This is a genomic window from Burkholderia pseudomultivorans (assembly GCF_001718415.1).
In the GTDB taxonomy this organism is placed as follows: Bacteria; Pseudomonadota; Gammaproteobacteria; order Burkholderiales; family Burkholderiaceae; genus Burkholderia; species Burkholderia pseudomultivorans_A.
The window spans coordinates 449,032-474,248 of sequence record NZ_CP013378.1; the positions used below are offsets into that span (position 1 = coordinate 449,032).

The following is a 25,217-nucleotide window of genomic DNA, read 5'->3' on the forward strand; positions in this document are numbered from 1 at the left end:
CCCCGACCATGTCCAACGATACGCAACCCGTCCCGCCGATCGCTTCCGGCGACAAGCCCGCCGGCGTGCCGGGCCTGAAGTCGCGCTTCTTCAATCCGGCCGCGCGACAGAAGCTGCTCGCGTTCGCGAGCCTCATGCTGCTGATCGTGTTTTTCAGCTTCGCATCGTCGAACTTCCTCGAAGTCGACAACCTCGTGGCGATCCTGCAGGCCACCGCCGTGAACGGCGTGCTGGCCGTCGCCTGCACGTACGTGATCATCACCTCGGGCATCGACCTGTCGGTCGGCACGCTGATGACGTTCTGCGCGGTGATGGCCGGCGTCGTGCTGACCAACTGGGGCATGCCGCTGCCGCTCGGAATCCTGGCCGCGTTGTTGTTCGGCGCGCTATCGGGCTGCGTGTCGGGCTTCGTGATCGCGAAGATGAAGGTGCCGCCGTTCATTGCGACGCTCGGCATGATGATGCTGCTGAAGGGCCTGTCGCTCGTGATCTCGGGCACGCGGCCGATCTACTTCAACGACACGCCGGGCTTCACGTCGATCGCGCAGGACTCGCTGATCGGCAATCTGATTCCCGCCTTGCCGATTCCGAACGCGGTGCTGATCCTGTTCCTCGTCGCGATCGGCGCGTCGATCGTGCTGAACCGGACGATCTTCGGTCGATACACGTTCGCACTCGGCAGCAACGAGGAAGCGCTGCGGCTGTCCGGCGTGAACGTCGACGCTTGGAAGATCGCGGTCTACACGTTCAGCGGCACGGTATGCGGCATCGCCGGCCTGCTGATCGCGTCGCGGCTGAACTCCGCCCAGCCGGCGCTCGGGCAAGGCTACGAACTCGACGCGATCGCGGCCGTCGTGATCGGCGGCACGTCGCTGTCGGGCGGCGCGGGCAGCATCGTCGGCACCATCATCGGCGCGTTCATCATGAGCGTGCTGACCAACGGCCTGCGCATCATGTCGGTCGCGCAGGAATGGCAGACCGTCGTGACCGGCGTGATCATCATCCTCGCCGTGTACGTCGACATCCTGCGCCGGCGGCGCCGCTGACGCCGGTACGCGAGGGCTTTGACGCCGGCCGGGCCGGCATTCGATTCGATACCAACCAAGGAGACGCGAAGTGATCAGGAGCAAGCTGTTGAACGCGATCGTCGGCTTGACGTTCGCCGTCGGCGTCATGGCCGGCGCACAGGCGCAGGAAACCTACATCCCGCTGATCTCGAAAGGTTTCCAGCATCAGTTCTGGCAGGCCGTGAAATCGGGTGCGATGCAGGCCGGGAAGGACTACAAGGTGAAGGTGACGTTCGACGGCCCCGAAACCGAGGCGATGGTCGACAAGCAGATCGACATGCTGTCGGCCGCGATCGCGAAGAAGCCGGCCGCGGTCGGCTTCGCGGCGCTCGACAGCAAGGCCGCGCTGCCGCTCCTGAAGAAGGCGCAGAACGAGAAGATCCCGGTGATCGCATTCGACTCCGGCGTGGACAGCGATATCCCGGTGACGACGGCCGCGACCAACAACAAGGCCGCCGCGTCGCTCGCCGCGGACAAGCTCGCCGCGCTGATCGGCGACGAAGGCCAGGTGGCCGTCGTCGCGCACGACCAGACGAGCCGGACCGGCATCGATCGCCGCGACGGTTTCCTCGAACGCATGAAGTCGGCGCACCCGAAGGTGCAGGTCGTCACCGTGGAGTACGGCGACGGCGACCAGCTGAAGTCGACCGAAGTGACGAAGTCGATCCTGCAGGCGTATCCGAAGCTGAAGGGCGTGTTCGGCACCAACGAAGGCTCGGCGATCGGCGTGGTCAACGGCGTGCGCGAGATGAAGCGCAAGGTCGTGATCGTCGGTTTCGATTCGGGCAAGCAGCAGAAGGAAGCGATCCGCAGCGGGCTGATGGCCGGCGCGATCACGCAGAACCCGGTCGGGATCGGCTACAAGACGGTCGAGGCGGCCGTGAAGGCGATCAAGGGCGAGAAGCTGCCGAAGATCATCGATACCGGTTTCTACTGGTACGACAAGACCAATATCGACGATCCGAAGATCGCGGCGGTGCTGTACGACTGAGCATGACGTACGCGCGGCGGCCACGCACGCCGCCGCTGCCGTGATCGAACACGAGGGCACCATGGGCGCAATGCGTATCGATTCCCATCAGCACTTCTGGCGTTATCGCGCGGCCGACTATCCGTGGATCGGCCCGAGCATGCGCGTGCTCGCACGCGACTACCTGCCCGATGCACTGTGGCCGCAGATGCATGCGCAGGCGCTCGACGCATCGATCGCGGTGCAGGCGCGCGCCGGACGCGACGAGACGGCGTTCCTGCTCGATCTCGCCCGCGATGACGCGCGCATCGCCGCAGTGGTCGGCTGGGAGGATCTCGCCGCGCCGGCGCTTGCCGATCGGGTCGCCGAATGGCGCAGCCCGAAGCTGCGCGGCTTTCGGCATCAGGTGCAGGACGAAGCCGACGCGGGTGCGTTCGTTGCCGATTCGGGATTCAATCGCGGCGTTGCGTGGCTGCAGGCGAACGGCTACGTCTACGACGTGCTCGTATTCGAGCGCCAGTTGCCGGACGTGCGGGCGTTCTGCGCGCGGCACGATGCGCACTGGCTCGTGCTCGATCATGTCGGCAAGCCCGCGCTCGCCGAATTCGAGCGCGACGAGACCGCGCAGGTACGCTGGCGTGCGTCGCTGCGCGAACTGGGCGCGATGCCGCACGTCGCATGCAAGCTGTCGGGGCTCGTGACCGAAACCGACTGGAAGCGCGGCCTGCGCGCACAGGACATCCGCCATATCGAGCAATGTCTCGACGCCGCGCTCGATGCGTTCGGCCCGCAGCGATTGATGTTCGGCTCGGACTGGCCGGTGTGCCTGCTCGCGGCGTCGTATGACGAGGTGGCATCGCTGGTCGAACGCTGGGCGGAGTCGCGGCTGTCGACGGCCGAGCGCAAGGCCTTGTGGGGCGGCACTGCCGCGCGGTGCTACGGACTGTCGACATGAGCGCGCGACGGCGAATCGACGTCGAGACATCCAACAGGCGTGAAGGGTCCGCGCGATTCACCGGACCGGAACCGATCGTGTACGTCAGCCTATGTCCATCCATCCGATTCAGAACCGTCGCCTCTACCAGCAGATTGCCGACAAGCTCGGTGCGTTGATCGAGTCCGGCGATTTTCCGCCGGGCAGTTATCTGCCGCCGGAGCGCGAGCTGGCCGAGCAGTTCGGCGTGTCGCGCACGTCGGTGCGCGAGGCGCTGATTGCGCTCGAGGTGAGCGGGCTCGTCAGCGTGCGCGTCGGCGACGGCGTGAAGGTGCGGCAGCGCGCGGCCGATCCGGCGCCGGCCGCGGTGAAAACCGTGCCGTTCTCGACCCTCGAGATCGATCCGGAGATCGGCCTCGCGCTCGATCTCGACACCGAAATCCCGCCGTTTGCGCTGTTGCAGGCGCGCCGGCTGATCGAGCCGGAAGCCGCGTCGCTGGCCGCGCAGCATGGCTCGGATGCGCAGATCGAAGCGATCCGCGAAGCGTTCCTGCGCAACCAGGAAGACAACCGCAGCGGCTCGCGCACGCATCCGGGCGACCGGCTGTTCCATATCCGCATCGCGGAAGCCAGCGACAACCCTGCGTATGCGCTGATGATCAAGCAGTTGCTCGCGCACAAGTACGACCGGATGTTCCAGCGACTTCAGTCGCTGTACATGCCGAACGACATGCCGCACCGGTCGGAACTCGAACACCGCGCGATCCTCGATGCGATCCGTGCGCACGACCCGGAGGCGGCGCGCCGCGCGATGGCGAGCCATCTGGACGAGGTGATCCGGATTTTCGGGCGGGCGCTCGATTGAGGGAACCGGGAAGGGTGGAGTAGAGGGACCGTGGAAGGCGAGCGGGTAGCGAGACGGGTTGTTTTTCAATACCGGAAAGTCGGCTTGAATTGCCGGTCTGACAAAAAACAAGTGCCTACGCCGACCCGCTTCGCCGGGTCTGGCTGAATTCAGACAATATCGACGTCAGGCTCGATGCCTCACCAGCCACAAAAGTCCGCTTCCGGTCATATCGGCCCTCGCAAATGGACAGCCGGCTTTCATTCGAGCCGGCGTTATTCGAAACGATGCATTGTGACGCTTGTTTCGGCCGAGGTGCGCGATTGAGAGGCCACTTCCCGATCCGAGGTGGCATGCGGACCATCGCGAGATGGCAGACGCAACCTCGATTCTTCCCGGATCGCTTTGCGTTCGGGTACCGTCGCGCACGCCACATCTCCGTTCCAGGATGCGGACGCTTGTTTCTTCCACGTTCGCGGGTGGCTGGCCACGCATCGACAGTCAACCGACATGACGTTTCGCTCGCTCCAGGTATTGATGCCCGCCGTCCGCGCGCCATTAAGGCTTGTCTGACGTTGGGCAGCGCTTCGGTCGTCGCTCGTGACGGATATCGTACACGTACTATTTGTTTGCGAAGAATATCATCTTTTGTCCTATATCCTTTCTGTAAGCGGTCTTGATAGACTGCGTCCGCCAGTGCAATAAAAATCATGCGATTCAATTTTTTTGCAGTGCCGGGCAGCCAAAGGAGCTGGAGTCGTTCGGTACGCGGATTGCGCGGTTTCGATGTGGAAATTGTAATGCTATTGCGCGCGGAGTCGTTTTCCGGCACGCCATTTCTGGCCGGGCGGGGACGTTGTTCGGGGATCTGACGAAATAAGATCTATCGTCGTCACAATTCAAACGAATTATGAAAGTGGCCGTTACTTGTCGCTCGGAATTCGCTCGGCACTGAGTTCGTCACGCTATTGACGCGGTTGGATGATGACGCTTCGTTTCGAGAAATCGAGATCGCGAGGCTCTATCTTCAGGCATGTCAGCCAATGACGCTGCCTGGCGGTTGAAGAAGAGAAGCAAACCTGCCGGTGCACGGATAACCTATGTTCGAAGCCTTTTGAATTGTCGGTGTATTTCATTCGGCTTGCTGATTATTTGGTCTGTGGCCAGGCAAGGTTTTTGAGTGGCCTGGGTGCGTCAGTAAAAAAATTTAATTCAATGGAGTTCGGTTGGTATCGTGATTGGTGCAGGAGGGCGAGAAATGGCGTAATCATTGGCTGGGCTTGGTGTTGGGGAAATGCGCATTGCTACATTTGGTCGGCGATTTATTTCGTCGTTTTATCTTAATCCATGATAAGTGGAAAATGGAAATGAATAAATATTCACTTTTGATGTCGGCAGCCGGTCTCGCATTTTTCGCGATGAATGCCGCGCACGCGTCGGACGGCACGATTACCTTCACCGGGTCCGTGGTCGCATCGACCTGCAAGATCAATGGCGGTACGAACGACCTGACCGTGCCGCTTCCGCGTGCGGCAACCAATCAGCTGTCGTCGGTCGGCGCAACGTCCGGGAGGACGCCGTTCACGCTCGCGTTGTCGGGTTGTACGACCGACAAGAAGGACGATGACGGTACCACCGTCATTCCGGCACCGGTGAAGAAGGTGTCCGTCGCCTTCGAGCCGGGGCCGAACGTCAATCTCGAGAGCGGCCGGCTCAAGCTGACCGGCGCCGACGCCGCGACCGGCGTCGAAATCGGCATCCTGAATGACAAGTACCAGCCGGTCAAGATCGGTGCGGAAAGCTCCACCCAGGGCGTGCAGGTCGCCGATATCGATACGGCGCTCGACGGATCCGGCACCGCGACGCTGCAGTTCTCGGCGCAGTACGTGGCGGTTGGGCCCGTGACGGCAGGCCCGGCCAATTCGTTCGTCACTTACTCGCTGACTTACCCCTAAAAAGCGACACGTTAACTGACGTTGCCGACCGTCTCGGACGGTCGGCGATCTCTCGATTGTTGAAATACGCGATCGTCATTTAATTCGCAATGCAAATCAAAAGGAGAGAAAAGATGATGGCACGTTTCACGCGTCGCTGGCTGGTTCTGATGGCATTCGCGCTCGGCGCTTCATTCGCTCATGCGAGCGTGACGTTGTCCGGTACACGCATCGTATTCGATGCGCGCGAGAAGGAAGTCACGCTCCAGATGAGCAATGACGGGAAGCGGCCGGCACTGGTTCAGACGTGGATCGATACCGGCGACGAGCGTGCTTCGCCGGAAAGCCTCGACGTTCCGTTCGTGATCGCGCCGTCCATCTTCCGGATCGAGGCCGGCAAGGGCCAGACGTTGCGGATCATGCATACGGGAGAACCGTTGCCGACCGACAAGGAGTCGCTTTTCTGGTTGAACGTGCTGGACGTACCGCCGAAAGCGACCGTCGATCCGGATGCCAATCGGCTTCAGCTCGCATTTCGGACCCGCGTGAAGCTGATGTATCGGCCGAGCGGTCTTCCTGGCGAAGCGCTCGATGCGCCCTCGCAACTGAAGTGGCGGCTGTTGGCGCGGGCCGATCAGCAAGCAGTGCTCGAGGCAATCAACCCGACGCCTTATGTCGTCAACCTGTCCGGAATCGCGCTGGTCGCGAACGGCAAGACGTTCGACGCTGGCGTCGGCTTCGTGCGGCCGGGCGAGACTGCGTCGTTTCCGGTCAAGGGTTCGTTGAATACCGATGTCGTGGGCGGCAAGGTCGTCTACAGCAGCATGGACGACTGGGGAGCCAGCCACGCCCATCAGTCGGACGTCGCGAAGTGACATCGCAATGGCATTCGTTATTGAGCGATCCGGCCTGAACAGGTCTGCCCGGTCGATATAACCGGATCGAAATGAAGGCGTGTTGAATAATGGAGAGGCAAGTGAGGGATTGGGGGTTGCGTCATCAGCCGCGTCTGAAGCCTATCTGCGCACTGCTTCTCACCATTATCGCGGGGTGGCAGGCGGAGGCGCGTGCCGGCAGGTCAGATGAGGTGTTCCAGGTCGCGCAAACGGAATTTGCACAAGTCGAATTCGAGAGCGGATTTCTGAGCGGCGGCGCTGCGATCGATGTATCGCGCTACGAGCGAGGCAACGTCGTCCGTCCGGGCACCTATACGCCCGACATCTACGTGGACGGCCGCTGGGTCGGGCGCGTCGAGGTCACATTCGAGGCGGCGCCCGGTACGCCGGATGCGCAGCCATGTTTCGACCGTACGCTGCTGGACCGGATCGGCGTCGATCGTGTACGCCTGCCGCAAGACATTCGCGCGAGCCTGGAGCCGGAAGGCGCGTGCATGCGGATCGGGCAGATCATCCCGGAAGCATCGGTCAGTTTCGAATTCGGCGACCAGCGGCTCGACCTGAGCATTCCGCAGATCGCGATGCTGCGCAGCCCGCGCGGCTACGTGAGCCCGGACCAATGGACGGCGGGCGTACCGGTTGCGATGCTCGGCTACAACGTCAACACGTACCACTCGCAGGCGCGTGGCGGATATGGCTCGACGCAAGGCTACGTCGGTCTCGACGCCGGCTTCAACGTGCAGCGCTGGCACTTTCGTCACAGCGGTTCGTTCGGCTGGGACGATCGCGGCGAGCGACGCTATCAGAACACTGCGACATACGTGCAGCGGGATGTCGCCGCGTGGTCGTCGCAGCTCGTGGTCGGCGATACGTATACGTCCGGCGATCTGTTCGATTCGACGTCGTTCCGCGGTGTGCGACTCTATACCGACGACCGGATGCTGCCGGAATCGCAGCGCGGCTATGCGCCGGTGGTGCGCGGTGTCGCGAATTCGAACGCGAAGGTCACGATCACGCAGAACGGCATGAGGCTGTACGAAACCACCGTCGCGCCCGGTGCCTTCATCATCGACGATCTGTATCCAACCGGATATGGCGGCGATCTGCACGTCACCGTGACGGAGGCGGACGGTTCCGTTCACTCGTTCTCGGTGCCGTTCGCGGCGATCCCGCTGTCGCTGCGTCCGGGGCAGAACCGCTACAGCTTCACGGCCGGGGTGGTGCGCAACCTCGACAACACGTCGCCGCCGTTCATGCAGGCGACGTGGCAGCACGGCTTCACGAATACGCTGACCGGCTACGGCGGCGTGACGGTTGCGCAGGGCTATCTGTCCGCGATGCTGGGTGGCGTGCTCAACACGTCGCTGGGCGCGTTCGGCGCGGACGTTACGCAGGCGACGACGCAGGTTCCGGGCGAGCGACGTTACTCGGGGCAAAGCTTTCGGGTGAGCTACGCGAAGACCATCGCGGCGACCGGTACCAATATCGCGATCGCGGCATACCGTTATTCGACGAACGGCTTCTTCGGCCTGACCGACGCGATGCGCGCTCGCGACCAGGCGGCGGTGCACATCGATTCGGCGCGTCTGTATCGCCAGCGCAACCGTGCGTCGCTGACGCTGAGCCAGCAGTTCGGCAACAAATGGGGCAGCGTGAGCGCGACCGCGTCGGCGGCAACGTACTGGAACAGGGGCGGGTCGGACCTCGATTACACGGTCGGCTACAACAATACGTTTCGGACAGTCTCGTACGGGATCTCGGCGGCACGGCAGCGCAACGCGTTGGCGGGATCGAGCACGACCGTCTACGCCGGGCTGTCGATTCCGCTCGGCCGTGCGCGACCCGCGCTGTTGTCGACCAACGTCAATCACGATTCGCGCGGTTCGACGCAATGGCAGACCAACCTGTCCGGCTCGGTCGGCGCCGACGGCAATCTCGCGTATGGCGTCAACCTTATGCGCGGCACGGGTTCGGGCAGTGCGCAGACGAGCGGCAGCGCGAACCTCACGTATCGCGGTGCCCGGACCGAGCTGAGTGGCAGCGTCGGGGTGAGCAACGAGTATCAACAGTATTCGGTCGCGTTGCGCGGCGCGGTCGTCGCGCATCCGGGCGGTGTCACGCTGTCGCAGCCGGTCGGCGAGACGTTTGCGATCGTCGCAGCACCACACGCGGCAGGCGCGCACGTGACCAACGCGACCGGCGTGCGGCTCGATCGCAACGGTTACGCGGTGGTGCCCTATCTGTCGCCGTTCGCGCTCAACGACATCACGCTCGACCCGAAGGGCCTGTCGACGGACATCGAGTTGCTGGAGACCCGTCAACGTGTTGCGCCACTGGCGGGTGCCGTGCCGATGCTCAGATTCAGGACCGTATATGGCCGCTCGGCAGTGATTCGCGCGCGTCAGCCGGACGGGTCACCGTTGCCGTTCGGTGCGATGGTCAAGGATCGTAACGGCGCGGACGTCGGCATGGTGGGGCAGGGCGGGAAGATCTTCGCTCGCGGCCTTGCCGACCACGGCGAACTCAGTGTCACGTGGGGCGCCGCCGATGCGGCGTCGGCCTGCCATCTGTCGTATGCGTTGCCGGTGCGCAAGCGTTCCGCCGGCTATCAGCCGCCGCAGAGTCTCGACCTGCCATGCGTCGCTGCACCGGGTGTCGACTATGCGCCGAAGCTGTCGAGCCGCGCGGCACCGCGTGTATGAGGTGCGCCGGTGCGTGTCGGCCGTGAGTGGACGGCAGGCACCGGTCCGTTGCGACGCAAGGCAGTCGCATGGTCTCAATCTGGATAAGCCGAGGGGCGATATGCGAAAAAATTTGGTACAGACGCTGGGATATCTGTCGCTGGTTGTCGTGCTGGCCGGGTTCCGGCCGGCGGTGGCCGCGTGTCAGGGAGACTGGACCGCGGCGTCCGGTGTCGTCGGCTTTTCGCCGATTACGCTGGCCGGTCCGGCGGATGCGGTCCAGCATGGAACGTTGATCAAGCCGGGTGCCACGGCAAGGGTGAGTGGATGGCGTTACTTCTTCAGTGAACCGACGCAAATGGCGGACTGCCTGAAATTGAAAGGCCGGTTCGAGTCGCTCGGGACCGTCGTGCCGGGCATCCGGTACGTGTCGAATGGGCAGGTATCGGACGTATGGGAGTCCGGCGTACCGGGCATCGGCTATGCACTCGTGATGAGAAGCGAATTCGGTCCGGAGATCGGCGTGAAGGAGGGCGGAATCGACGTCATCTACGACAAGGAGCCCGTGAGATCGTCCAGCACGTCGATCGCCGTGGTGGTCGCGCTGGTGGCAACGGGGCGTCTGGCCAGCGGAACCTACACCATTCCTGCACGGCAAGTCGGCAAGTACACCATTACTGACGGAAGCGGGACGGCGAAGAGCGCTTCCATTCCGATGGCGTCGGCCAGGGTCACGGTCAATGCGCAGGGCTGCAAGGTCATCTCGGGCGACGGCAACAATGTGATGCTGCCCAAAGCGATCACCTATGACTTCAAGGAAGTCGGCGCAACTTCGGCGGTGTCCTCGTCGTTTGCCGTGGGCCTCAAATGCGATACCACGCTGGCGGTTCATGCGACCTTGACCGATGCGAGCGATCACGCGAACACATCGAACGTGCTCAGCCTTGCACCGGGCTCCACTGCGACAGGTTTTGGCCTGCAGATTTTTCGCGACAAGTCGACGACACCGCTTGCATTCGGTCCCGAATCGTCGACGAAGGGCAATCTCAACCAGTGGCTGGTGGGGACTGCCAACGCTTACGACACGATGTTGATTCCGTTCACGGTGCGGTACGTGAAGACCAACGAGACGGTCGGGCCGGGAAGCGTCAACGCCCGGGCGTTGATCACGTTTTCGTATCAGTAGGGACGGCAGCTGCGGGGGGCAGGCGAACCAACGTCTCCGCCCACCGAAGATCGTCAAAGGCTCGACCGGGACAACGCAGCGGCCGCAGCCTTGACGCTCGTCTCGACCAGCTGCCGCAGCGCCGGATCCGCTGCAAAAGCACTGTCGGGGCCTGCGATGCTGAGCGCCGCCAGCACGGTGCCGCGGCTGTCGCGGATCGCGGCCGCGCACGAATCGATGCCGGCTTCGAGGCCCGAAAAACTCCATGCGCAACCGTTGCTTCGCACCGTGTCGAGCGTGCGCTCGAGCGCGTCCCAGTCGGGCGTGTCGCGATCGCCGCCGTGACTGCCGTAGCGTGCGCGCAGCGCCGCGCCGCCTTGCAGGCCGGCGAGCATCGCCAGCCCGGGTGTCGCGCGGTGCGCGGGAATCCGGCTGCCGACGCGAATCCGGGTGACCAGCGGCGTGTCCGGCGTCTCGCACATCAGATAGACGACTTCCGCGCCTTCGAGCACCGCGAGGAAGGCGGACAGCCCGGTCTTTTCGACCAGCCCCGGAAGAACCTGCCGCGCGCGTGCGGTGAGGTCGGCATTCCCCAGCGCGCCCGCCGCGAGCGTCAGAAACGACATGCCGAGCCGATACGAGCCGCCCGACTCGAGCGGCTCGATCAATGCCGCGGCTTCGAGCGAGTCGAGCAGGCGTTTCAGCGTCACGCGGTTGACGTCGATTTGCCGCGCGACGTCGCTCAGGTTGGCGGTCGAGCCGCCTTCCGCGATGAATCTCAGCAGGCGGAACGCGCGCTCGACCGGCGACGGCGCGGCATCGCCGGATTTCGAATGATCGGGCTGGTCTGTCGTCATCTCGATTCTCGAAAAGGTGCGCGCGACTCAGTCCAGCGGGACAGTCCACGCATCGTATCCATAGACCCAGTCGGCATTGCCGCCGGCCTTCAACCAGTTGTTGCCGCGCGAACCGATCTGGATGCGCGCCGTGCGTTCCTGACGCGCGCGCTCGTAGCGCGTCAGCGCGGCCTCGAGACCGTCGGCGCCGATGCCGCTCAGCGCGCGCGACAGCACGACCGCATCCTCGATCGCCATGCCGGCACCCTGCGCCATGAACGGCATCATCGGATGGCATGCATCGCCGAGCAGCGCCATGCGCGCGCCGGTCCATTTCGGCAACGGATCGCGAATATACAACGCCGAGGCCAGCACCGTGTCGCATGCGGCGAGCAGCGCGCGCGCTTCGGGGTGGAATTCGGCATAGGCGCGGCGCAGCGCGTCGGCGTCGCCCGGCATGGTCCACGATTCGTGCGTCCAGTCCGGCTGCGACGTGGTGGCGAACACAAAGATGTCGCGGCCGAGATTCAGCGGGAACGTGACGATCTGCAGATCGTCGGTCGGCCCCCACCATTTGACGAACGCGCCGAGATCGCCGCCCTGCAGACGCTCGGCCGGCACGACCGCCCGATACGACACGATGCCGGTGAACTGCGGGTGCTCGTCGCCGAACAGGAAGCGGCGCACGCCGGAATGAATGCCGTCCGCGCCCAGCAGCAGGTCGAACGCATGTGTCGAGTCGTCGTCGAGCGTGAGCGTCGCGGCGTCGCCGCTTTGCGCAACCGATGCGATGCGCTGGCCGAGATGGAGTTCGTCGGGCAGCAGCGCCTGTTCCAGCGCGGCCATCACGTCCGCGCGATGCATCGTCAGCTGCGGCGCGCCGTATTTGCGCTCGGCTTCGTCCGACATCGCGAGCCGGGACGTGACTTCGCCGGTGTCCCACATGCGGCTGATGCGTGCGTTCGGCCGGGCGGCCGTTTCGCGCAGCGTCGCGCCGATGCCGAGCCCGTCCAGCGCGCGCACCGCGTTCGGCGTGAGGTTGATGTCGGCGCCGACCCGCCCGAAACGGGCGGCCTGTTCGAACACGACGGCCTGATGTCCCGCCTTGCGCAGCGCGATTGCCGCCGCAAGCCCACCGATGCCGCCACCTGCGATTCCGATCTTCAGCATGTTGTCTCCCGCTTCATCACATCTCGAATGTTCAAAAATGAACATATAGAACTAAAATGAACGCATATGCTGCTACCAATCGCGTCCGATCGCAAGGAAAAGGTCATGAGGTAAAACCCCGAGCAGCGCCGCAGCGGCAGGCGAGGAAGGCGAGGTGGGCGAGCCCAGGGAGGAGCGATGCCCGTCGACGCCGCCCCGGGCGTCGAGGGTCGCGCCGGCTTGGTGGCTGCCGGCAGGGAGGACGGCAATCGCGCGGTGTGCGGCGATCGGCGCGCAAAGGGCGCGTTCGCGCCCGTCGCGGCGGGTCAGAAGTTGTGATGAATCCCGGACAGCACCATCACCTGGTTGTTGGTACTCGACAGGCCGGCGACGGACAGCGATGCCAACCCGCCGGGATTGGTGTGTTCGAAAACGCCCTGCAGGTACCACTGCGTCTGCTTGGACAGCGCGTAGATACAACCGACGCCGGCCTGGGTCCAGCGATGTGCAGCCAGCGTCGTGGTGTTGGCGCCGGCCGTCAGCGTCGTGAACGGTGTCACCGACCATTCGGCGCCGGCGTCGTAGGCGCGGTAGATGTCCGCATGCTGTTTCGACTCCAGCTTCACTCGCGTATAGAGCGCATGCAGCTTGACGGGCCCGAGCGTATAGGCGCCGCCGGCGCCCCAGAATTCCGCGCGGTCGGCGACATAGCCGGCGGCGGGCTGCCCCTGGAACGTGCCGAGCGCGAGCGGCGCAAGCGCGAATGCCTGATCGTGCTGGAGCTGGTAGAACGCCGCGGCGTGGAACGGGCCTCGGTCGTAGGTCAGCGCCGCGCTCCACGTGTCGTTCCGGCCGAAGTTGGTCGTATTGCCGAATCCGAACAGCGCCGCGACACCGACGCCGCCATAGTTCGGCGAGCGGTACTTGACCGCGTTGTTGATGACCGACGTCGCGGAATTGGCGAGCCCGTCGACATTGCCCGGATGAAACATATTCCACGAATTTCCCGCATACGCATTCGCGAACGGCGTCAGCAAATCGAATGACAACGCGCTTTGATGCCCGAGCGTCAGCGTGCCGAACCGGTCGGACTCGAGCCCGACGTAGGCCCGCCGGTTGAACTCGGCGCCCGGATTGACGAAGGCGCCGGTATTCGTGAAGAAACCATTTTCCAGACGGAATACCGAACGCAGTCCGCCTCCCAGATCCTCGGCGCCGGTAATCCCCCAGCGGTCCGGCTGCATGTTGCTCTGGTTGGCCTTGAACAGCGCGTGTCCGCCGCTGTTATTGACGTAGGCCACGCCGGAATCGAGGCTGCCGTAGAGCGTCACGCTGCTTTGTGCAAAAGCGGATCCGCAAAGCGCGGTCGCAAACAGCCCTGCAATGCATGTTCTGTTCATTTTTGTTCAGGATCGACAGGTTGGGGGAAGGCGCGGAATATTTTTATGTTCCATAAGGGAAACGTATTTCCGTATCGGGAACATTAGAACATCAAAGCAATTGATGTCGATCTTGTGGTTTTCACCGGTTAAACCGGGTTTACTCGATGAAAACAGGAAACGTGTGCTGTGCGGCGGTGTCTGTGCAACAATGCCACAAAAGAATCAATGTTCCCTGTATGGAACATTTTTGAACATGTCCTCGCGACTCTTTTGTCATTGGAACGCGCCATGCCCGACCCGATCACCCCTGTCGACTCGCCGGAAGCTCGCCTGCTGCCCGACAGCCGGCGCCGCACGTTTCTCAAAGCGTCGGGCGCCGCCGCCGTGACGGCAGCCATCGCGCCGAGCGCGACGAGGGCCGCCGAAACCACGGAGCACACCGCCGCGACCCGTTCCCCCTCGACGCTGCCGAACCTGCCGCCGGGCTACAACATCCTCTTCGTGCTGGTCGACCAGGAGCGCTATTTCGACGCATGGCCCGTCAGCGTGCCGGGGCGTGAGCGGCTCGCGAAGAGCGGCGTCAGCTTCATCAATCACCAGATCGCCGCCTGCGTGTGTTCGCCGTCGCGCTCCACGATCTACACCGGACAGCACATGCAGCACACGGGCGTATTCGACAACGCCGGGCTGCCGTGGCAGCCGGACATGCCGACGTCGATTCGAACCGTCGGGCACATGATGAAGGACGCCGGCTATCAGGCCGTGTACGTCGGCAAATGGCATCTGAGCGCGACGCTGCACGAATCGAATTCGCCGTACGACGCACCGGTGGCCGAATACAACAAGGCCATGCGCGCATACGGCTTCGACGATTATTTCGGTGTCGGCGACCTCGTGGGTTCCGCGCATGGCGGCTACAACTTCGATGGCGTGACCGCCCAGGCCGCGATCAGCTGGATGCGCGAGCAGCGGCGCAATGCCGCCGGCGCGAAGCCGTGGTTTCTGGCGGTCAACCTCGTCAATCCGCATGACGCGATGTGGCTCAACACCGATCCGGTGGGGCGTCCGAATGGATCGGGCCTGATTCCGACCCGCCCCGCGCCGGATACGCGGCTTTACGATGCGCGCTGGGACCAGGTGCCGTTGCCGGCATCGCGTCGCCAGCCACTCGCGTCGCCGGACCGGCCGAAGGCGCATGCGATGTATGCGGCTGCGCACGAGGCGCTGATCGGCCGGATCGAATTCGACGATGCGACGGTGAAGCGTTATCAGGATTACTACCTGAATTGCATTCGCGACTGCGATCGGCACGTCGAGCGCCTGCTCGACGAACTCGACGATCTCGGAATCGCCGATCGCACGATCGTCGTGCTGACCTCCGATCATGGCGACCTCGCGGGCCATCACCAGATGATCGACAAGGGGGCGAATGCCTATCGCCAACAGAATCACGTGCCGATGCTGGTCAGGCATCCGGCCTACCGCGGCGGCAAGACCTGCCGCGCGCTGACGTCGCACCTCGACGTCGCGCCGACGCTGGTGGCGTTGACCGGCGCGTCGGCCGATACGGTTGCCCGCGTCGTCGGCCCCGACGCGAAGGGCAGCAGCTTCGCGCATTTGCTCGCGCAGCCCGAGCGCGCCGACCTGCATGCGATTCGCGACGCAACGCTGTTCAATTACGCGATGCTGCTCTATTACGACAGCGAGTGGATGCTGGCCGAATTCAAGACGATGCGCGAACGCGGCGTGCCGCCTGCGGAGATGCACGCGCGCGCGGCCGCGTTGCAGCCGGATCTGGCCCAGCGCGGCGCGATCCGCAGCGTGTTCGACGGCCGCTATCGGTTCAGCCGCTACTTTGCGCTGTCGGCATTCAACGAACCGGAGACGCTGGACGATCTGCTGGCGAACAACGATCTGGAGCTGTTCGATCTATACGTCGATCCGGACGAAATGCACAACCTGGCGACGCGTCCGGAACTGCATCGCGCATTGCTGATGGAGATGAATGCGAAACTGAATCGACTGATCCGGCAGGAAGTCGGCCGCGACGATCTGTCGAGCCTGCCGTTCAGGGACGGGCGGTTGCAGTTCCAGTTCAGGGCGCATGCGTGACGGCGCGCGCCGCGCGCGTTACGCAGGGCGCAGGCGACGCGCGGCCAGCAGGCCGATAACGAGCAGCACCGCGACATACGCCGCGACACCCGCCCATGCGCGGTGTTGCCAGAATGCGCCGCCGATCGACCCGAGCACGCTCGACCCGACATAGTAGGCGAGCAGATACAGCGAAGCGGCGTGCCCTTTCGCGGCGCCCGCGAGCTGGCCGACCCAGCCGCTCGCGACCGCATGCGCGATGAAGAAGCCGATCGTGACGAGCACGATGCCGACGATAATCGCGACGAGCGAATGCGACAGCGTCAGCGCGAGGCCCGCCGCGAACACCAGCAGGCCGCTGACGAGCACCGGCGCCCGCCCGAGCCGGTCGGCGAGCGCGCCCGCACTCGACGACGACACCATCCCGAACAGGTACGCGCCGAAGATCAGCCCGCACTCGGTCGAGCTCAGGTTGAACGGCGCCGCCGTCAGACGGAATCCTGCATAGTTGTAGATCGTCACGAACGCGCCCATCACCAGGAAGCCGATCGCAAAGACGAACGGCAGCCGCGGATGACGCAGTTGCTCGCGCCACAGCCGAACGTGGTGGCGCAGCGTCAGATCGGTGCGCTTCACGAAGCGCCGCGAAGGCGGCAACAGCATCACGAACGCGACCGCCGCGACGAGATCGACGACGCCGATCGTCAGCATCGCCGTGCGCCACGAGAAATGTTCTTCGAGCGCGCTCATGCCGATCCGCCCGACCATGCCGCCGAACGCGGTTCCGCCGACGTAGAGTCCCATCGAGAAACCCAGTCCGTCTGCGGCGATTTCTTCCGCGAGATAGGCCATCGCGACCGCCGGCACGCCGCCCAGCGCGAACCCTTCGAGCGCCCGCCAGACCAGCAGCAGGTTCCAGTTCGGCGCAAGCGCCGCGAGCACGTTGAACAGCGCGGCCAGCGTCATCGACGCGAACATCAGCCCGCGCCGGCCGACGCGTTCGGACAGCGCGCCCGCGCAGAGGATCGAAACCGCCAGCATGCCGGTCGACAGCGATAGCGACAGCGAACTCGACGCCGCGCCGAGCGCGAACTCGCGTGCGAACGCGGGCAGCAGCGGCTGCACGCAGTACAGCAGCGAGAAGGTGGCGAAGCCGGCGAGGAACAGCGCGAACGCGATGCGCTTGTACGCGGCCGAGCGCGGCGACACGCCGGCGGGCAGTGCCTCGGACGCGGTTTTCCGCGTATCCGGCAGGGACGGGCAAATCGAAGGGGAGGACATGGATGCGCTCGGTGAACGAGGGAATACCCGAATTCTTGCGCACGGTCATATATATGTCCAATATATGAAAAGAACCACAGCAATATGTTTTGACACTGGCTGGCGTGCCGGCCCGACTCACCGCGAGGTCTTGCAGCGCATGGAACTTCGGCATCTCCGATATTTTCTGGCCGTGGCGGCCGCATCGAATTTCACGAAGGCGGCGGAAGCGCTCGGCATCGGCCAGCCGCCGTTGAGCCAGCAGATCAAGGCGCTCGAGAGCGAACTCGGCGTGGAACTGTTCAGGCGGACCGCGCGCGGCGCCGAGCTGACGCCGGCGGGCGAGGTGTTCGCCGAAGAAGCGCGGCGCGTGCTCGACGATGCCGAGCGGGCGTCACGGGCGGCGAGGCGAGCCGCGCGCGGGGAAATCGGGCATCTGCGGGTCGGCTTCACCGGGACGGCGGCGTTCAATTCGAAAGTGTCGGATCTGATTCGCCGCTTTCGGGAGGCGTTTCCGGATGCGGAGCTGACGCTGCAGGAAGCGACCTCGGGCGTGCTGTTGGAGGCGCTGGAGGCCGGGCGCCTCGACGTCGCGATCGTGCGGCCGGAACGTCGGGTCGCCGCGACGCTGCGCGTGTCGGACTGGGACGAGGAGCCGATGTTCGTCGCGCTGCCGGTTGCGCATCGACTGGCGCGGCGTCGCCATATCGATCTGGCCGAACTGGCCGACGAGTCGTTCGTGCAGGTGCCGCGGGAAGCCGGCAGCGCGCTGTTCGACGATATCGTCGCCGCGTGCAAGGCGGCCGGATTCGAGCCGCGCATGGCGCAGCCCGCGCCGCAAATCGCGTCCGCGGTGACGCTGGTCGCGGCCGGGCTCGGCGTTTCCATCGTGCCGAAGGCGATTACGCAGGTGCAGGTCGCGGGCGTGGCCTATCGGCCGATAGCCGGCAACGGGCTGCGTGCCAGGCTCGCGATCACGTCGCGGTCCGATGACCCGTCTGCCGTCGTCCGCAACTTTCTGCAGCTTGCCGGTCAGGCGTAAACCTCAGCGGATCGGCAGACGTCCGTGACGGGTGGACGATGCTCGCCGGTTCTGCCAGGCCGTCTGTACCCCCGGCCAAATCTAAACGAAATGTGAACCCTGCCCGCGACAAAATTTTGCACAATGGCGGCAGCGGGCGTTGAACCGCCATCGCCCCTGGAAACCCGACCGTCCGATCCCGACACCGACGTGCCGCCACCGACCGCCATGGACCATCCGAAACGCATCCTGATCGTCGAGGACGATGCCGACATCGCCGACGTGCTGAGCCTGCACCTGCGCGACGAGCGCTATGAAGTCGTGCACAGCGCGGACGGCGCGGAAGGGCTGCGCCTGCTCGAACAGGGCGGCTGGGACGCATTGATTCTCGACCTGATGCTGCCGGGCGTCGACGGCCTCGAAATCTGCCGGCGCGCCCGCGCGATGACGCGCTATACGCCGATCATCATCACCAGCGCGCGCTCGAGCGAGGTGCACCGGATCCTCGGCCTCGAACTCGGCGCGGACGACTATCTGGCCAAGCCTTTTTCGGTGCTGGAACTCGTCGCACGCGTCAAGGCGCTGCTGCGGCGCGTCGACGCGCTCGCGCGCGATTCGCGGATCGACGCGGGCACGCTCGACATCGCCGGGCTGTCGATCGACCCGATCGCGCGCGAGGCGAGCGTCGACGGCGCGCGCATCGACCTCACGCCGCGCGAGTTCGACCTGCTGTATTTCTTCGCGCGGCATCCGGGCAAGGTGTTCTCGCGGATGGACCTGCTCAATGCCGTGTGGGGCTATCGGCACGAAGGCTACGAGCACACGGTCAACACCCATATCAACCGCCTGCGCGCGAAGATCGAGGCCGACCCGGCCGAGCCCGTGCGGATCCTCACCGTATGGGGACGCGGCTACAAGCTCGCGGCGCCGGACCAGCGGGACGCATCATGAAGCTCTCGCTCACCCGGCGGCTGTCGCTCGTGTTCTCGGTGCTGCTGCTCGCGTGCTCGGGCGCGTCGGCGTGGCTGCAGATCCGCGCGAACGACATGCGCGAGAAGGAAGTCGTGCAGGCGCTGTCGCGCGACCTCGCCGCCAATATCGTCAACAGCACGCCGCTGATGGACGCGAACGGGCTGCGTCCGGATGCGGTGCGAACGCTGTTCGGCCAGTTGATGGGCGTGAACCCGAGCGTCGAGGTGTACCTGCTCGACAACGCGGGGCGCATCAAGGGCGACGACGCGCCGCCCGGCCACGTGAAGCGCGACCGCGTCGATCTCGCGCCGGTGCAGCGCTTCATCGCCGGCGACCCGCTGCCGATCCTCGGCGACGATCCGCGCAGCCCCGACGCGCGCAAGGTGTTCAGCGCGGCCCCGCTGCAGCGCGCGGGGCAGCCGCCGTCGGGCTACATCTACGTGGTGCTGCTCGGCGAGGCGCACGACCGGCTCGCCGCGCGCGTCGACGCGGGCAACGTGCTGCGCACCACGCTGTGGTCGATGGCGCTCGTGGCGCTGCTCGGCCTGCTTGCGGGCTTGACCGCGTTCAGCTTCATCACGCGTCCGCTGCGCCGGCTGACCGATGCGATGCGCCGGTTCGACGCGAATGCCGCGCCCGACACGCAACCGCCGGTGCCGCGCTCGCCGCCCGGCACGCGCGGTGACGACATCGCGGTGCTCGAATCGGCGTTCGCGCAGATGGCGGACCGGATCGGCGAACAGTGGCGCGCGCTGACGCGCCAGGACCAGCAGCGGCGCGAACTGATCGCCAACATCTCGCACGACCTGCGCACGCCGCTGACGTCGCTGCACGGCTATCTGGAGACGCTGTCGCTGAAGGCCGACACGCTCGGCGAGCCCGACCGGCGCCGCTACCTGTCGATCGCGCTGGCGCAAAGCGCGAAGGTCGGCCGGCTCGCGCAGGCGCTGTTCGAGCTCGCGCGGCTCGAATCGGGCGGCGTGCAGCCCGAGCGCGAGCTGTTCTCGATCGTCGATCTGGTGCAGGACGTGTTCCAGAAGTTCGAGCTGGCCGCGCAGGCGCGCGACATCGCGCTGCATGCGCGGATGCCGCCGCGCGTGCCGACGGTGTGGGCCGATCTCGGGATGATCGAGCGCGTGCTGACCAACCTGATCGACAACGCGTTGCGGCACACGCCCGTGCACGGCGAGGTCGAGGTCGCGCTCGAGCCGCGCGGCGACCGCGTGATCGTGACCGTGTCCGATACCGGTGCGGGGATTCCCGCGGAGCGGCGCGAAGGGCTGTTCCAGCGACCGCAGCGGCCGATGAGCGGCGGCGCGGCGCGCAGCGGCGGGCTCGGCCTGCTGATCGTGCACCGGATGCTGGCGCTCAACGGCAGCGCGATCCGGCTCGTCGATCGCGACGGCCGCGGCGCGGTGTTCGAGTTCGCGCTGGCGGCGGCCGCGCCGGCGGTGGCCGACAATCCGTCGTCGCCGGGCGACGAGCCGCGCTGAGGCCTGCCGGGTGCAGACGTCATGCATTCACCCGCGCGTGTGTTCGCACGGCACGGCGAGGATAGCGATGGCGGCGCGTCGCGGCTAGCCGCCGCGCTTGCGCCGCACGTCGCTCGGCGTCGTGCCGGTCCAGCGCTTGAATGCGTGGCGGAACCCGACTGCGTCGCTGAAGCCGAGCGTCAGCGCGATGTCCTCGGTGCTCAGCGTGGTCGTGCTCAGGTAGTCGATCGCGAGCGCCTTGCGCACGCTCGTCAATAGTTCGCTGTACGACGTACCTTCGGCTTCGAGCTTGCGGCGCAGCGTACGCGACGTCATGCAGAGAAGGTCGGCGATCGCGTCGATGTCGGGAAACTGGCCGGGCGTGCGCGTGAGTTCCTGGTATACGCGCCGCGTGACGCCCGACTGGCTGCGGAATTCCTCGAGCAGGCGCGCGCAGTGCGACGACACCTGCGCGGCCGTGATCGGATTCGCGAGCTGCGGCGCGCGCGTCAGCCACGCGGCCGGGTAGCTGAGCATGTGATGCGGCTGGTCGAACGCGACCGGGCATTCGAGCGCATCGGACAGCAGCGCGGCGTGCGGCGGCCGCGGCTGCGCGAACTGCGCGCGCGCCGGCACGCACCACGCGCCCATCACGTCCTTGATGATCGTCACGTGCAGCGCGAACTGCATGTCGATCAGGAAGCGGTACAGCGGCGTATCGAGGTCGGGCAGCGCTACTTCGTGCTGGTCGGGAAACAGCCACGACGCGGTGTCGCCCTGTTCGACCCAGCGGATCGCCAGCATGCCGTTTGCGAGCTGGTGATACTTGACGGCCGAGTCGAACGCATGGGCGAGGGATTCCGAGCACAGCATCGCGTAGCCGTACATCCCGTAGCTCGATGCATGCAGCAGGCGGCCGACGCGCACGCCGAGATCGGTGCCGGCATAGCGGCGCGTCACGTTGCGCGCGGCCGTCAGGAACTGCAGCGACGACGTGAGCGTAAACGGATCGGCGACCGCGGCCGGATCGAGGCCCGTCCCGTCGAGCACGGCCGCCGGCTCGAGGCCGGCCTGCGCGGCGACTTCGACCAGCACGGCCAGCTTCGCCGGCGAATAGCGCCGGTCGCGCAACGCGTGGACGGGCGGGCCGTCCGTGTGGGCGGCGGTCGGGTTCGGGAGCGCACTGCGCGACATGGGTGAATTCTGCGTCCGATTCGATATCGTTTCCGGCACGCAATTCTGATCGGGAACGGTTCCGTCCGCCACAGGGTTCACCCTGATACGAACGCGCGGCGCAAGGCCCGGCGGGGCGCGGGCGACTGCGGCGGCGTGCGCGTCGGGTGACGCGGCGCGGCCTTCGCGCGTGGGCCGTGTCCGTTTCGATCATCTTTTCGGCCACACGAATCATTTTCAAAGCGGGCTGCGCGGGCGATAGTCGCCGCTCAGGCGGCGACCTGCACCCATCCGGCGTGCGGGCCGTCGTGAGAACGGCGCGGCGCGGGCCCGGAGTGGTTCCCGGCCTGCCTGCACGCCGTCCCCGAGGAATTCGACATGACGAAGAGACACTGGATCGGCTCGTATGGCGCGATCCCCGCCGAGATCGACCCCGATCGCCATCCTTCCCTGAGCGCGCTGCTGGACGACGCGATGCGCCGTTTCGCCGACCGTCCGGCATTCCACGCATTCGGCCGCACGCTGACCTATGCGGACGTCGACCGCCAGTCGACCGCGCTGGCCGCCTACCTGCAGCAGGTCGCGGGCGTGCGCAAGGGCGATCGCGTGGCCGTGATGCTGCCAAATGTGCTGGCGTTTCCGGTCGTGTTCGTCGCCGTCACGAAAATCGGCGCGGTCCAGGTCAACATCAACCCGCTCTACACCGCGCGCGAACTCGAACATCAGCTCGACGATGCCGGCGTCGAGGTGGCCGTGGTCTGCGGCGGCTCGATGCGCACGTTCGCCGACGTGGTCGGCCGCTCGCGCGTGCGGACCGTGCTGAGCGTCGGCCGTGGCGATCTCGGCGTCGTCGATGCGCCGGCCGGCGCATGCGACGCGCTGCCGCCCGGCTCGATCGCGCTCGCGGACGCGATCGCCGCCGGCGCGTCGCTGACGTACGAACCGGTCGAGCTGGGCGGCGGCGACCTGCTGCTGTTGCAGTACACGGGCGGCACGACCGGGCTGTCGAAGGGTGCCGCGCTGTCGCACCGCAACCTCGTCGCGAACATCGCGCAGTTCGACGCGATCGTGCCGGCCTCGCGGCGGCCGGGCGAGGAGGTCGTCGTCACGGCGATCCCGCTGTACCACATCTTCGCGCTGACGGTGAACTTCCTGTCCTATTTCGCGATCGGCGCGGAAAACTGGCTGGTCGCGAACCCGCGCGACATGGACGCGTTCATCGACGTGCTGAAGGCTGCGCGGCCGACGGTGTTCGTCGGCGTCAACACGCTGTATGCGGCGCTCGCCGGCCATCCGCGGCTGGGCGAAGTCGACTGGTCGCGGCTGACGCTGTCGGCCGGCGGCGGCGCGGCGGTGATCGACGTGATCTCGGCGCGCTGGAAGGCGGTCACGGGCAACTTCATCCGCGAGGGATACGGGCTGTCGGAAACCTCGCCCGTGGTGTCGTTCAATCCGCAGTTCATCGATGCGTTCACGGGCAGCACGGGCCTGCCGCTGCCGTCCACCGACGTGAAGCTGCTCGACGAGCGCGATGGCGAGGCGGCGATCGGCGAGCCGGGCGAGATCTGCGTGAAGGGACCGCAAGTGATGGCCGGCTACTGGCGGCAGCCGGACGCGAACGCGGCCGCCTTCACCGACGACGGCTATTTCCGCACCGGCGATATCGGCGTGTTCGACGCGGCGGGTTTCCTGCGGATCGTCGACCGCAAGAAGGACATGATCCTCGTGTCGGGCTTCAACGTGTATCCGAACGAGGTGGAAGCGGTCGCGACCGCGCTGCCGGGTGTGGTCGAATGCGCGTGCATCGGCGTGCCGGACGAGCGCACCGGAGAGGCCGTCAAGCTGTTCGTCGTGCTCGCGCCGGACGCGGCCGTGACCGAGGCCGAGATCGTCGCGCATTGTCGCGCGAACCTGGCGGCCTACAAGGCGCCGAAACTCGTGCGCATCGTCGAGCAGTTGCCGAAGTCGACGGTCGGCAAGATCCTGCGCCGCGAACTGAGCCGCGCGGACTGATGGCGCCGCCGCGTCGCGCGCCTGCGCCGGCGCGTGCCGGCGCCACGAAGGCCCGGAGAAAGCCGCTCAAGTACAATGCGAGCGGTTCGATCGACGGGGACGCGATGACCGGCTCAGATTCACCTTCCGCCCGGCCCGGGCGTGCGCTGCCGTCGCCAAGCGCGACGGTGCCGATTTCGCTCGTCAACGGGTTCCTGGCGAGCGCGGGCGTGCAGCACGACGTCGTCGAGCGCTACCTGCGCGAGGCCGGGATTCCGAGCGAATTGCGCGCGGAGCCGCATGCGCGCGTGACCGAGGAGCAGTTCTCGACGCTGTACCGCACGCTCGCGATCGACCTCGACGACGAGATGCCCGGCATCTTCTCGCGCCCGCTGCGCGGCGGCACGCTGAAGTACCTGTGCCTGAGCCTGCTCGATGCGCGCAACCTCGAAACGGCGCAGCATCGCTTCGGCCAGTTCTTCCATATCCTGCTCGACGATTTCTTCGTCGAATCGAAGCGCGACGGCCTCGTCGCGCAGGTGCTGCTGCGGCCGAACCCGGCCGTCGGGCCGATCGGCGCGCTCGGCCAGGAGCTGATGCTGAAGCTCGTGCACGGCGTGTGTTCCTGGCTGATCGGGCAGCGGATTCCGCTGCTGCAGATCGAGTTCGCATGCCCGCGGCCGCGCCATGCGATCGACCACCTGTATTTTTTCCCGGGCCCCGTGCAGTTCGACTGCGAGCGTACGCTGATGCGCTTCAGCGCCGACTATCTCGACGCGCCGATCCGGCAGAGCAAGCGCAACCTCAGCAAGTTCCTCGCGCGCGCGCCCGGCGACTGGATCTTCGAATCGTTCAGCGAGCAGCGCGTGTGCCATCGCGTGCGGCAATACCTGTCCGGTGCGCTGCCTGACCTGCCCGCGATCGAGCAGGCGGCCGAGCACCTGCATTGCTCGGTGCGCACGCTGAGCCGTCATCTGGCCGCGGAAGGCACGACCTACCAGGTGCTGAAGGACGAACTGCGGCGCGATATCGCGATCCAGCGGCTGACCGACACGCCCGATACGATCGCGGCGATCGGCGCGGATATCGGCTTTGACGACCCGAGCGCGTTTCATCGCGCGTTCCGGCACTGGACGGGGAGTACGCCGGGGACGTATCGGCGGCGCGCTTAGCGTGTGGGGACGCGGTGGTGGTTTGCGCGGGGCGGGTCCCATAACCGGCTCCGTTCGGGCTTCGCTTCCCATGGACGGCATCCATCGACGGATCCCATAGGCGGCTTCCTTTGGGGATGGGGGCGGAAAGGCGCGATGATGGAGGTGCAAGGGCGATCGCGGATGTCGCGCGCGGTGCGGGGATGCATGCTGCTGCGTGACGAACC

General features: G+C 65.8%; 19 protein-coding genes. 14 read left to right on the forward strand and 5 right to left on the reverse strand.

Translation table 11 applies throughout. The features are described from left to right. The first annotated feature begins 8 nt into the window (after positions 1 to 8). The 8 genes from WS57_RS14875 (at position 9) to WS57_RS14910 (ending at position 10,512) form a co-directional block, all read left to right on the forward strand. Positions 9 to 1,046 (forward strand): ABC transporter permease, encoded by a 1,038-nt coding sequence (locus tag WS57_RS14875; protein WP_009692014.1) that lies wholly within the window; start codon positions 9 to 11, stop codon positions 1,044 to 1,046. A 70-nt stretch (positions 1,047 to 1,116) separates the two neighbouring features. Beyond that, positions 1,117 to 2,058 (forward strand): ABC transporter substrate-binding protein, encoded by a 942-nt coding sequence (locus WS57_RS14880; RefSeq protein WP_069244470.1) that lies wholly within the window; start codon positions 1,117 to 1,119, stop codon positions 2,056 to 2,058. Positions 2,059 to 2,119: 61 nt separating this feature from the next. After that, positions 2,120 to 2,992, forward strand: coding sequence for an amidohydrolase family protein (locus WS57_RS14885; RefSeq protein WP_009692016.1), 873 nt, complete (start codon positions 2,120 to 2,122; stop codon positions 2,990 to 2,992). 91 nt (positions 2,993 to 3,083) lie between these two features. Next, a complete protein-coding gene (locus WS57_RS14890; RefSeq protein ID WP_069244471.1) occupies positions 3,084 to 3,836 on the forward strand; it encodes a FadR/GntR family transcriptional regulator in 753 nt (250 codons plus the stop codon). Positions 3,837 to 5,182: 1,346 nt separating this feature from the next. After that, positions 5,183 to 5,770: a fimbrial protein gene (locus tag WS57_RS14895; RefSeq protein ID WP_059514881.1), complete on the forward strand. Its 588-nt coding sequence runs from the start codon at positions 5,183 to 5,185 to the stop codon at positions 5,768 to 5,770. 113 nt (positions 5,771 to 5,883) lie between these two features. Then, positions 5,884 to 6,624: a fimbria/pilus periplasmic chaperone gene (locus tag WS57_RS14900; protein ID WP_059514853.1), complete on the forward strand. Its 741-nt coding sequence runs from the start codon at positions 5,884 to 5,886 to the stop codon at positions 6,622 to 6,624. An 89-nt stretch (positions 6,625 to 6,713) separates the two neighbouring features. Beyond that, positions 6,714 to 9,347: a fimbria/pilus outer membrane usher protein gene (locus WS57_RS14905; RefSeq protein WP_059514851.1), complete on the forward strand. Its 2,634-nt coding sequence runs from the start codon at positions 6,714 to 6,716 to the stop codon at positions 9,345 to 9,347. A 100-nt stretch (positions 9,348 to 9,447) separates the two neighbouring features. Next, positions 9,448 to 10,512, forward strand: a complete 1,065-nt coding sequence (locus tag WS57_RS14910) for a fimbrial protein (RefSeq protein WP_059604581.1) — start codon at positions 9,448 to 9,450, stop codon at positions 10,510 to 10,512. A gap of 53 nt (positions 10,513 to 10,565) precedes the next feature. Here WS57_RS14910 and WS57_RS14915 read toward each other — a convergent pair whose 3' ends face one another. The 3 genes from WS57_RS14915 to WS57_RS14925 all read right to left on the reverse strand — a co-directional run bounded on the left by WS57_RS14915 (position 10,566) and on the right by WS57_RS14925 (position 13,876). Beyond that, the gene (locus WS57_RS14915) at positions 10,566 to 11,348 is read right to left on the reverse strand and encodes an IclR family transcriptional regulator (protein ID WP_059604584.1); all 783 of its coding nucleotides are present in this window, start codon (positions 11,346 to 11,348) and stop codon (positions 10,566 to 10,568) included. A 27-nt stretch (positions 11,349 to 11,375) separates the two neighbouring features. Then, on the reverse strand, positions 11,376 to 12,497 hold the full coding sequence (locus tag WS57_RS14920) for an FAD-dependent monooxygenase (protein ID WP_069244472.1): 1,122 nt from the start codon (positions 12,495 to 12,497) through the stop codon (positions 11,376 to 11,378). 305 nt (positions 12,498 to 12,802) lie between these two features. After that, complete coding sequence (locus WS57_RS14925; RefSeq protein ID WP_059604587.1) at positions 12,803 to 13,876, reverse strand: porin; 1,074 nt, start codon at positions 13,874 to 13,876, stop codon at positions 12,803 to 12,805. A gap of 270 nt (positions 13,877 to 14,146) precedes the next feature. Here WS57_RS14925 and WS57_RS14930 point away from each other — a divergent pair, with 270 nt between their 5' ends. Further along, positions 14,147 to 15,970, forward strand: a complete 1,824-nt coding sequence (locus tag WS57_RS14930; protein ID WP_069244473.1) for a sulfatase-like hydrolase/transferase — start codon at positions 14,147 to 14,149, stop codon at positions 15,968 to 15,970. 18 nt (positions 15,971 to 15,988) lie between these two features. Here WS57_RS14930 and WS57_RS14935 read toward each other — a convergent pair whose 3' ends face one another. After that, a complete protein-coding gene (locus WS57_RS14935) occupies positions 15,989 to 17,230 on the reverse strand; it encodes an MFS transporter (RefSeq protein WP_069244474.1) in 1,242 nt (413 codons plus the stop codon). A gap of 139 nt (positions 17,231 to 17,369) precedes the next feature. Between WS57_RS14935 and WS57_RS14940 the strand changes: the two genes are divergently transcribed. From WS57_RS14940 to WS57_RS14950, 3 genes are all read left to right on the forward strand, one after another. Then, on the forward strand, positions 17,370 to 18,251 hold the full coding sequence (locus WS57_RS14940) for a LysR family transcriptional regulator (protein WP_038455586.1): 882 nt from the start codon (positions 17,370 to 17,372) through the stop codon (positions 18,249 to 18,251). A 207-nt stretch (positions 18,252 to 18,458) separates the two neighbouring features. Next, on the forward strand, positions 18,459 to 19,181 hold the full coding sequence (locus WS57_RS14945; RefSeq protein WP_009692030.1) for a response regulator transcription factor: 723 nt from the start codon (positions 18,459 to 18,461) through the stop codon (positions 19,179 to 19,181). Continuing rightward, on the forward strand, positions 19,178 to 20,695 hold the full coding sequence (locus tag WS57_RS14950) for a sensor histidine kinase (protein ID WP_038455588.1): 1,518 nt from the start codon (positions 19,178 to 19,180) through the stop codon (positions 20,693 to 20,695). Before WS57_RS14945 ends, WS57_RS14950 begins: the two co-directional genes overlap by 4 nt. An 84-nt stretch (positions 20,696 to 20,779) precedes the next feature. Here the strand turns inward: WS57_RS14950 and WS57_RS14955 are convergent, their stop codons facing one another. Beyond that, positions 20,780 to 21,868, reverse strand: a complete 1,089-nt coding sequence (locus WS57_RS14955; RefSeq protein WP_059514840.1) for an AraC family transcriptional regulator — start codon at positions 21,866 to 21,868, stop codon at positions 20,780 to 20,782. Positions 21,869 to 22,225: 357 nt separating this feature from the next. Here WS57_RS14955 and WS57_RS14960 point away from each other — a divergent pair, with 357 nt between their 5' ends. Both WS57_RS14960 and WS57_RS14965 read left to right on the forward strand, forming a co-directional pair. Then, a complete protein-coding gene (locus tag WS57_RS14960) occupies positions 22,226 to 23,860 on the forward strand; it encodes an AMP-binding protein (RefSeq protein WP_069244475.1) in 1,635 nt (544 codons plus the stop codon). Further along, positions 23,860 to 25,011, forward strand: coding sequence for an AraC family transcriptional regulator (locus tag WS57_RS14965; RefSeq protein WP_060252769.1), 1,152 nt, complete (start codon positions 23,860 to 23,862; stop codon positions 25,009 to 25,011). Before WS57_RS14960 ends, WS57_RS14965 begins: the two co-directional genes overlap by 1 nt. The last annotated feature ends 206 nt before the right edge of the window (positions 25,012 to 25,217 follow it).

Coding starts and splice junctions, on each gene's coding strand:
- WS57_RS14875 (WP_009692014.1), top strand. CDS start 9: ATGTCCAACGATACGCAACCCGTCCCGCCGATCGCTTCCGGCGACAAG.
- WS57_RS14885 (WP_009692016.1), top strand. CDS start 2,120: ATGGGCGCAATGCGTATCGATTCCCATCAGCACTTCTGGCGTTATCGC.
- WS57_RS14890 (WP_069244471.1), top strand. CDS start 3,084: ATGTCCATCCATCCGATTCAGAACCGTCGCCTCTACCAGCAGATTGCC.
- WS57_RS14895 (WP_059514881.1), top strand. CDS start 5,183: ATGAATAAATATTCACTTTTGATGTCGGCAGCCGGTCTCGCATTTTTC.
- WS57_RS14900 (WP_059514853.1), top strand. CDS start 5,884: ATGATGGCACGTTTCACGCGTCGCTGGCTGGTTCTGATGGCATTCGCG.
- WS57_RS14905 (WP_059514851.1), top strand. CDS start 6,714: ATGGAGAGGCAAGTGAGGGATTGGGGGTTGCGTCATCAGCCGCGTCTG.
- WS57_RS14910 (WP_059604581.1), top strand. CDS start 9,448: ATGCGAAAAAATTTGGTACAGACGCTGGGATATCTGTCGCTGGTTGTC.
- WS57_RS14915 (WP_059604584.1), bottom strand. CDS start 11,348: ATGACGACAGACCAGCCCGATCATTCGAAATCCGGCGATGCCGCGCCG.
- WS57_RS14920 (WP_069244472.1), bottom strand. CDS start 12,497: ATGCTGAAGATCGGAATCGCAGGTGGCGGCATCGGTGGGCTTGCGGCG.
- WS57_RS14925 (WP_059604587.1), bottom strand. CDS start 13,876: ATGAACAGAACATGCATTGCAGGGCTGTTTGCGACCGCGCTTTGCGGA.
- WS57_RS14930 (WP_069244473.1), top strand. CDS start 14,147: ATGCCCGACCCGATCACCCCTGTCGACTCGCCGGAAGCTCGCCTGCTG.
- WS57_RS14935 (WP_069244474.1), bottom strand. CDS start 17,230: ATGTCCTCCCCTTCGATTTGCCCGTCCCTGCCGGATACGCGGAAAACC.
- WS57_RS14940 (WP_038455586.1), top strand. CDS start 17,370: ATGGAACTTCGGCATCTCCGATATTTTCTGGCCGTGGCGGCCGCATCG.
- WS57_RS14945 (WP_009692030.1), top strand. CDS start 18,459: ATGGACCATCCGAAACGCATCCTGATCGTCGAGGACGATGCCGACATC.
- WS57_RS14950 (WP_038455588.1), top strand. CDS start 19,178: ATGAAGCTCTCGCTCACCCGGCGGCTGTCGCTCGTGTTCTCGGTGCTG.
- WS57_RS14955 (WP_059514840.1), bottom strand. CDS start 21,868: ATGTCGCGCAGTGCGCTCCCGAACCCGACCGCCGCCCACACGGACGGC.
- WS57_RS14960 (WP_069244475.1), top strand. CDS start 22,226: ATGACGAAGAGACACTGGATCGGCTCGTATGGCGCGATCCCCGCCGAG.
- WS57_RS14965 (WP_060252769.1), top strand. CDS start 23,860: ATGGCGCCGCCGCGTCGCGCGCCTGCGCCGGCGCGTGCCGGCGCCACG.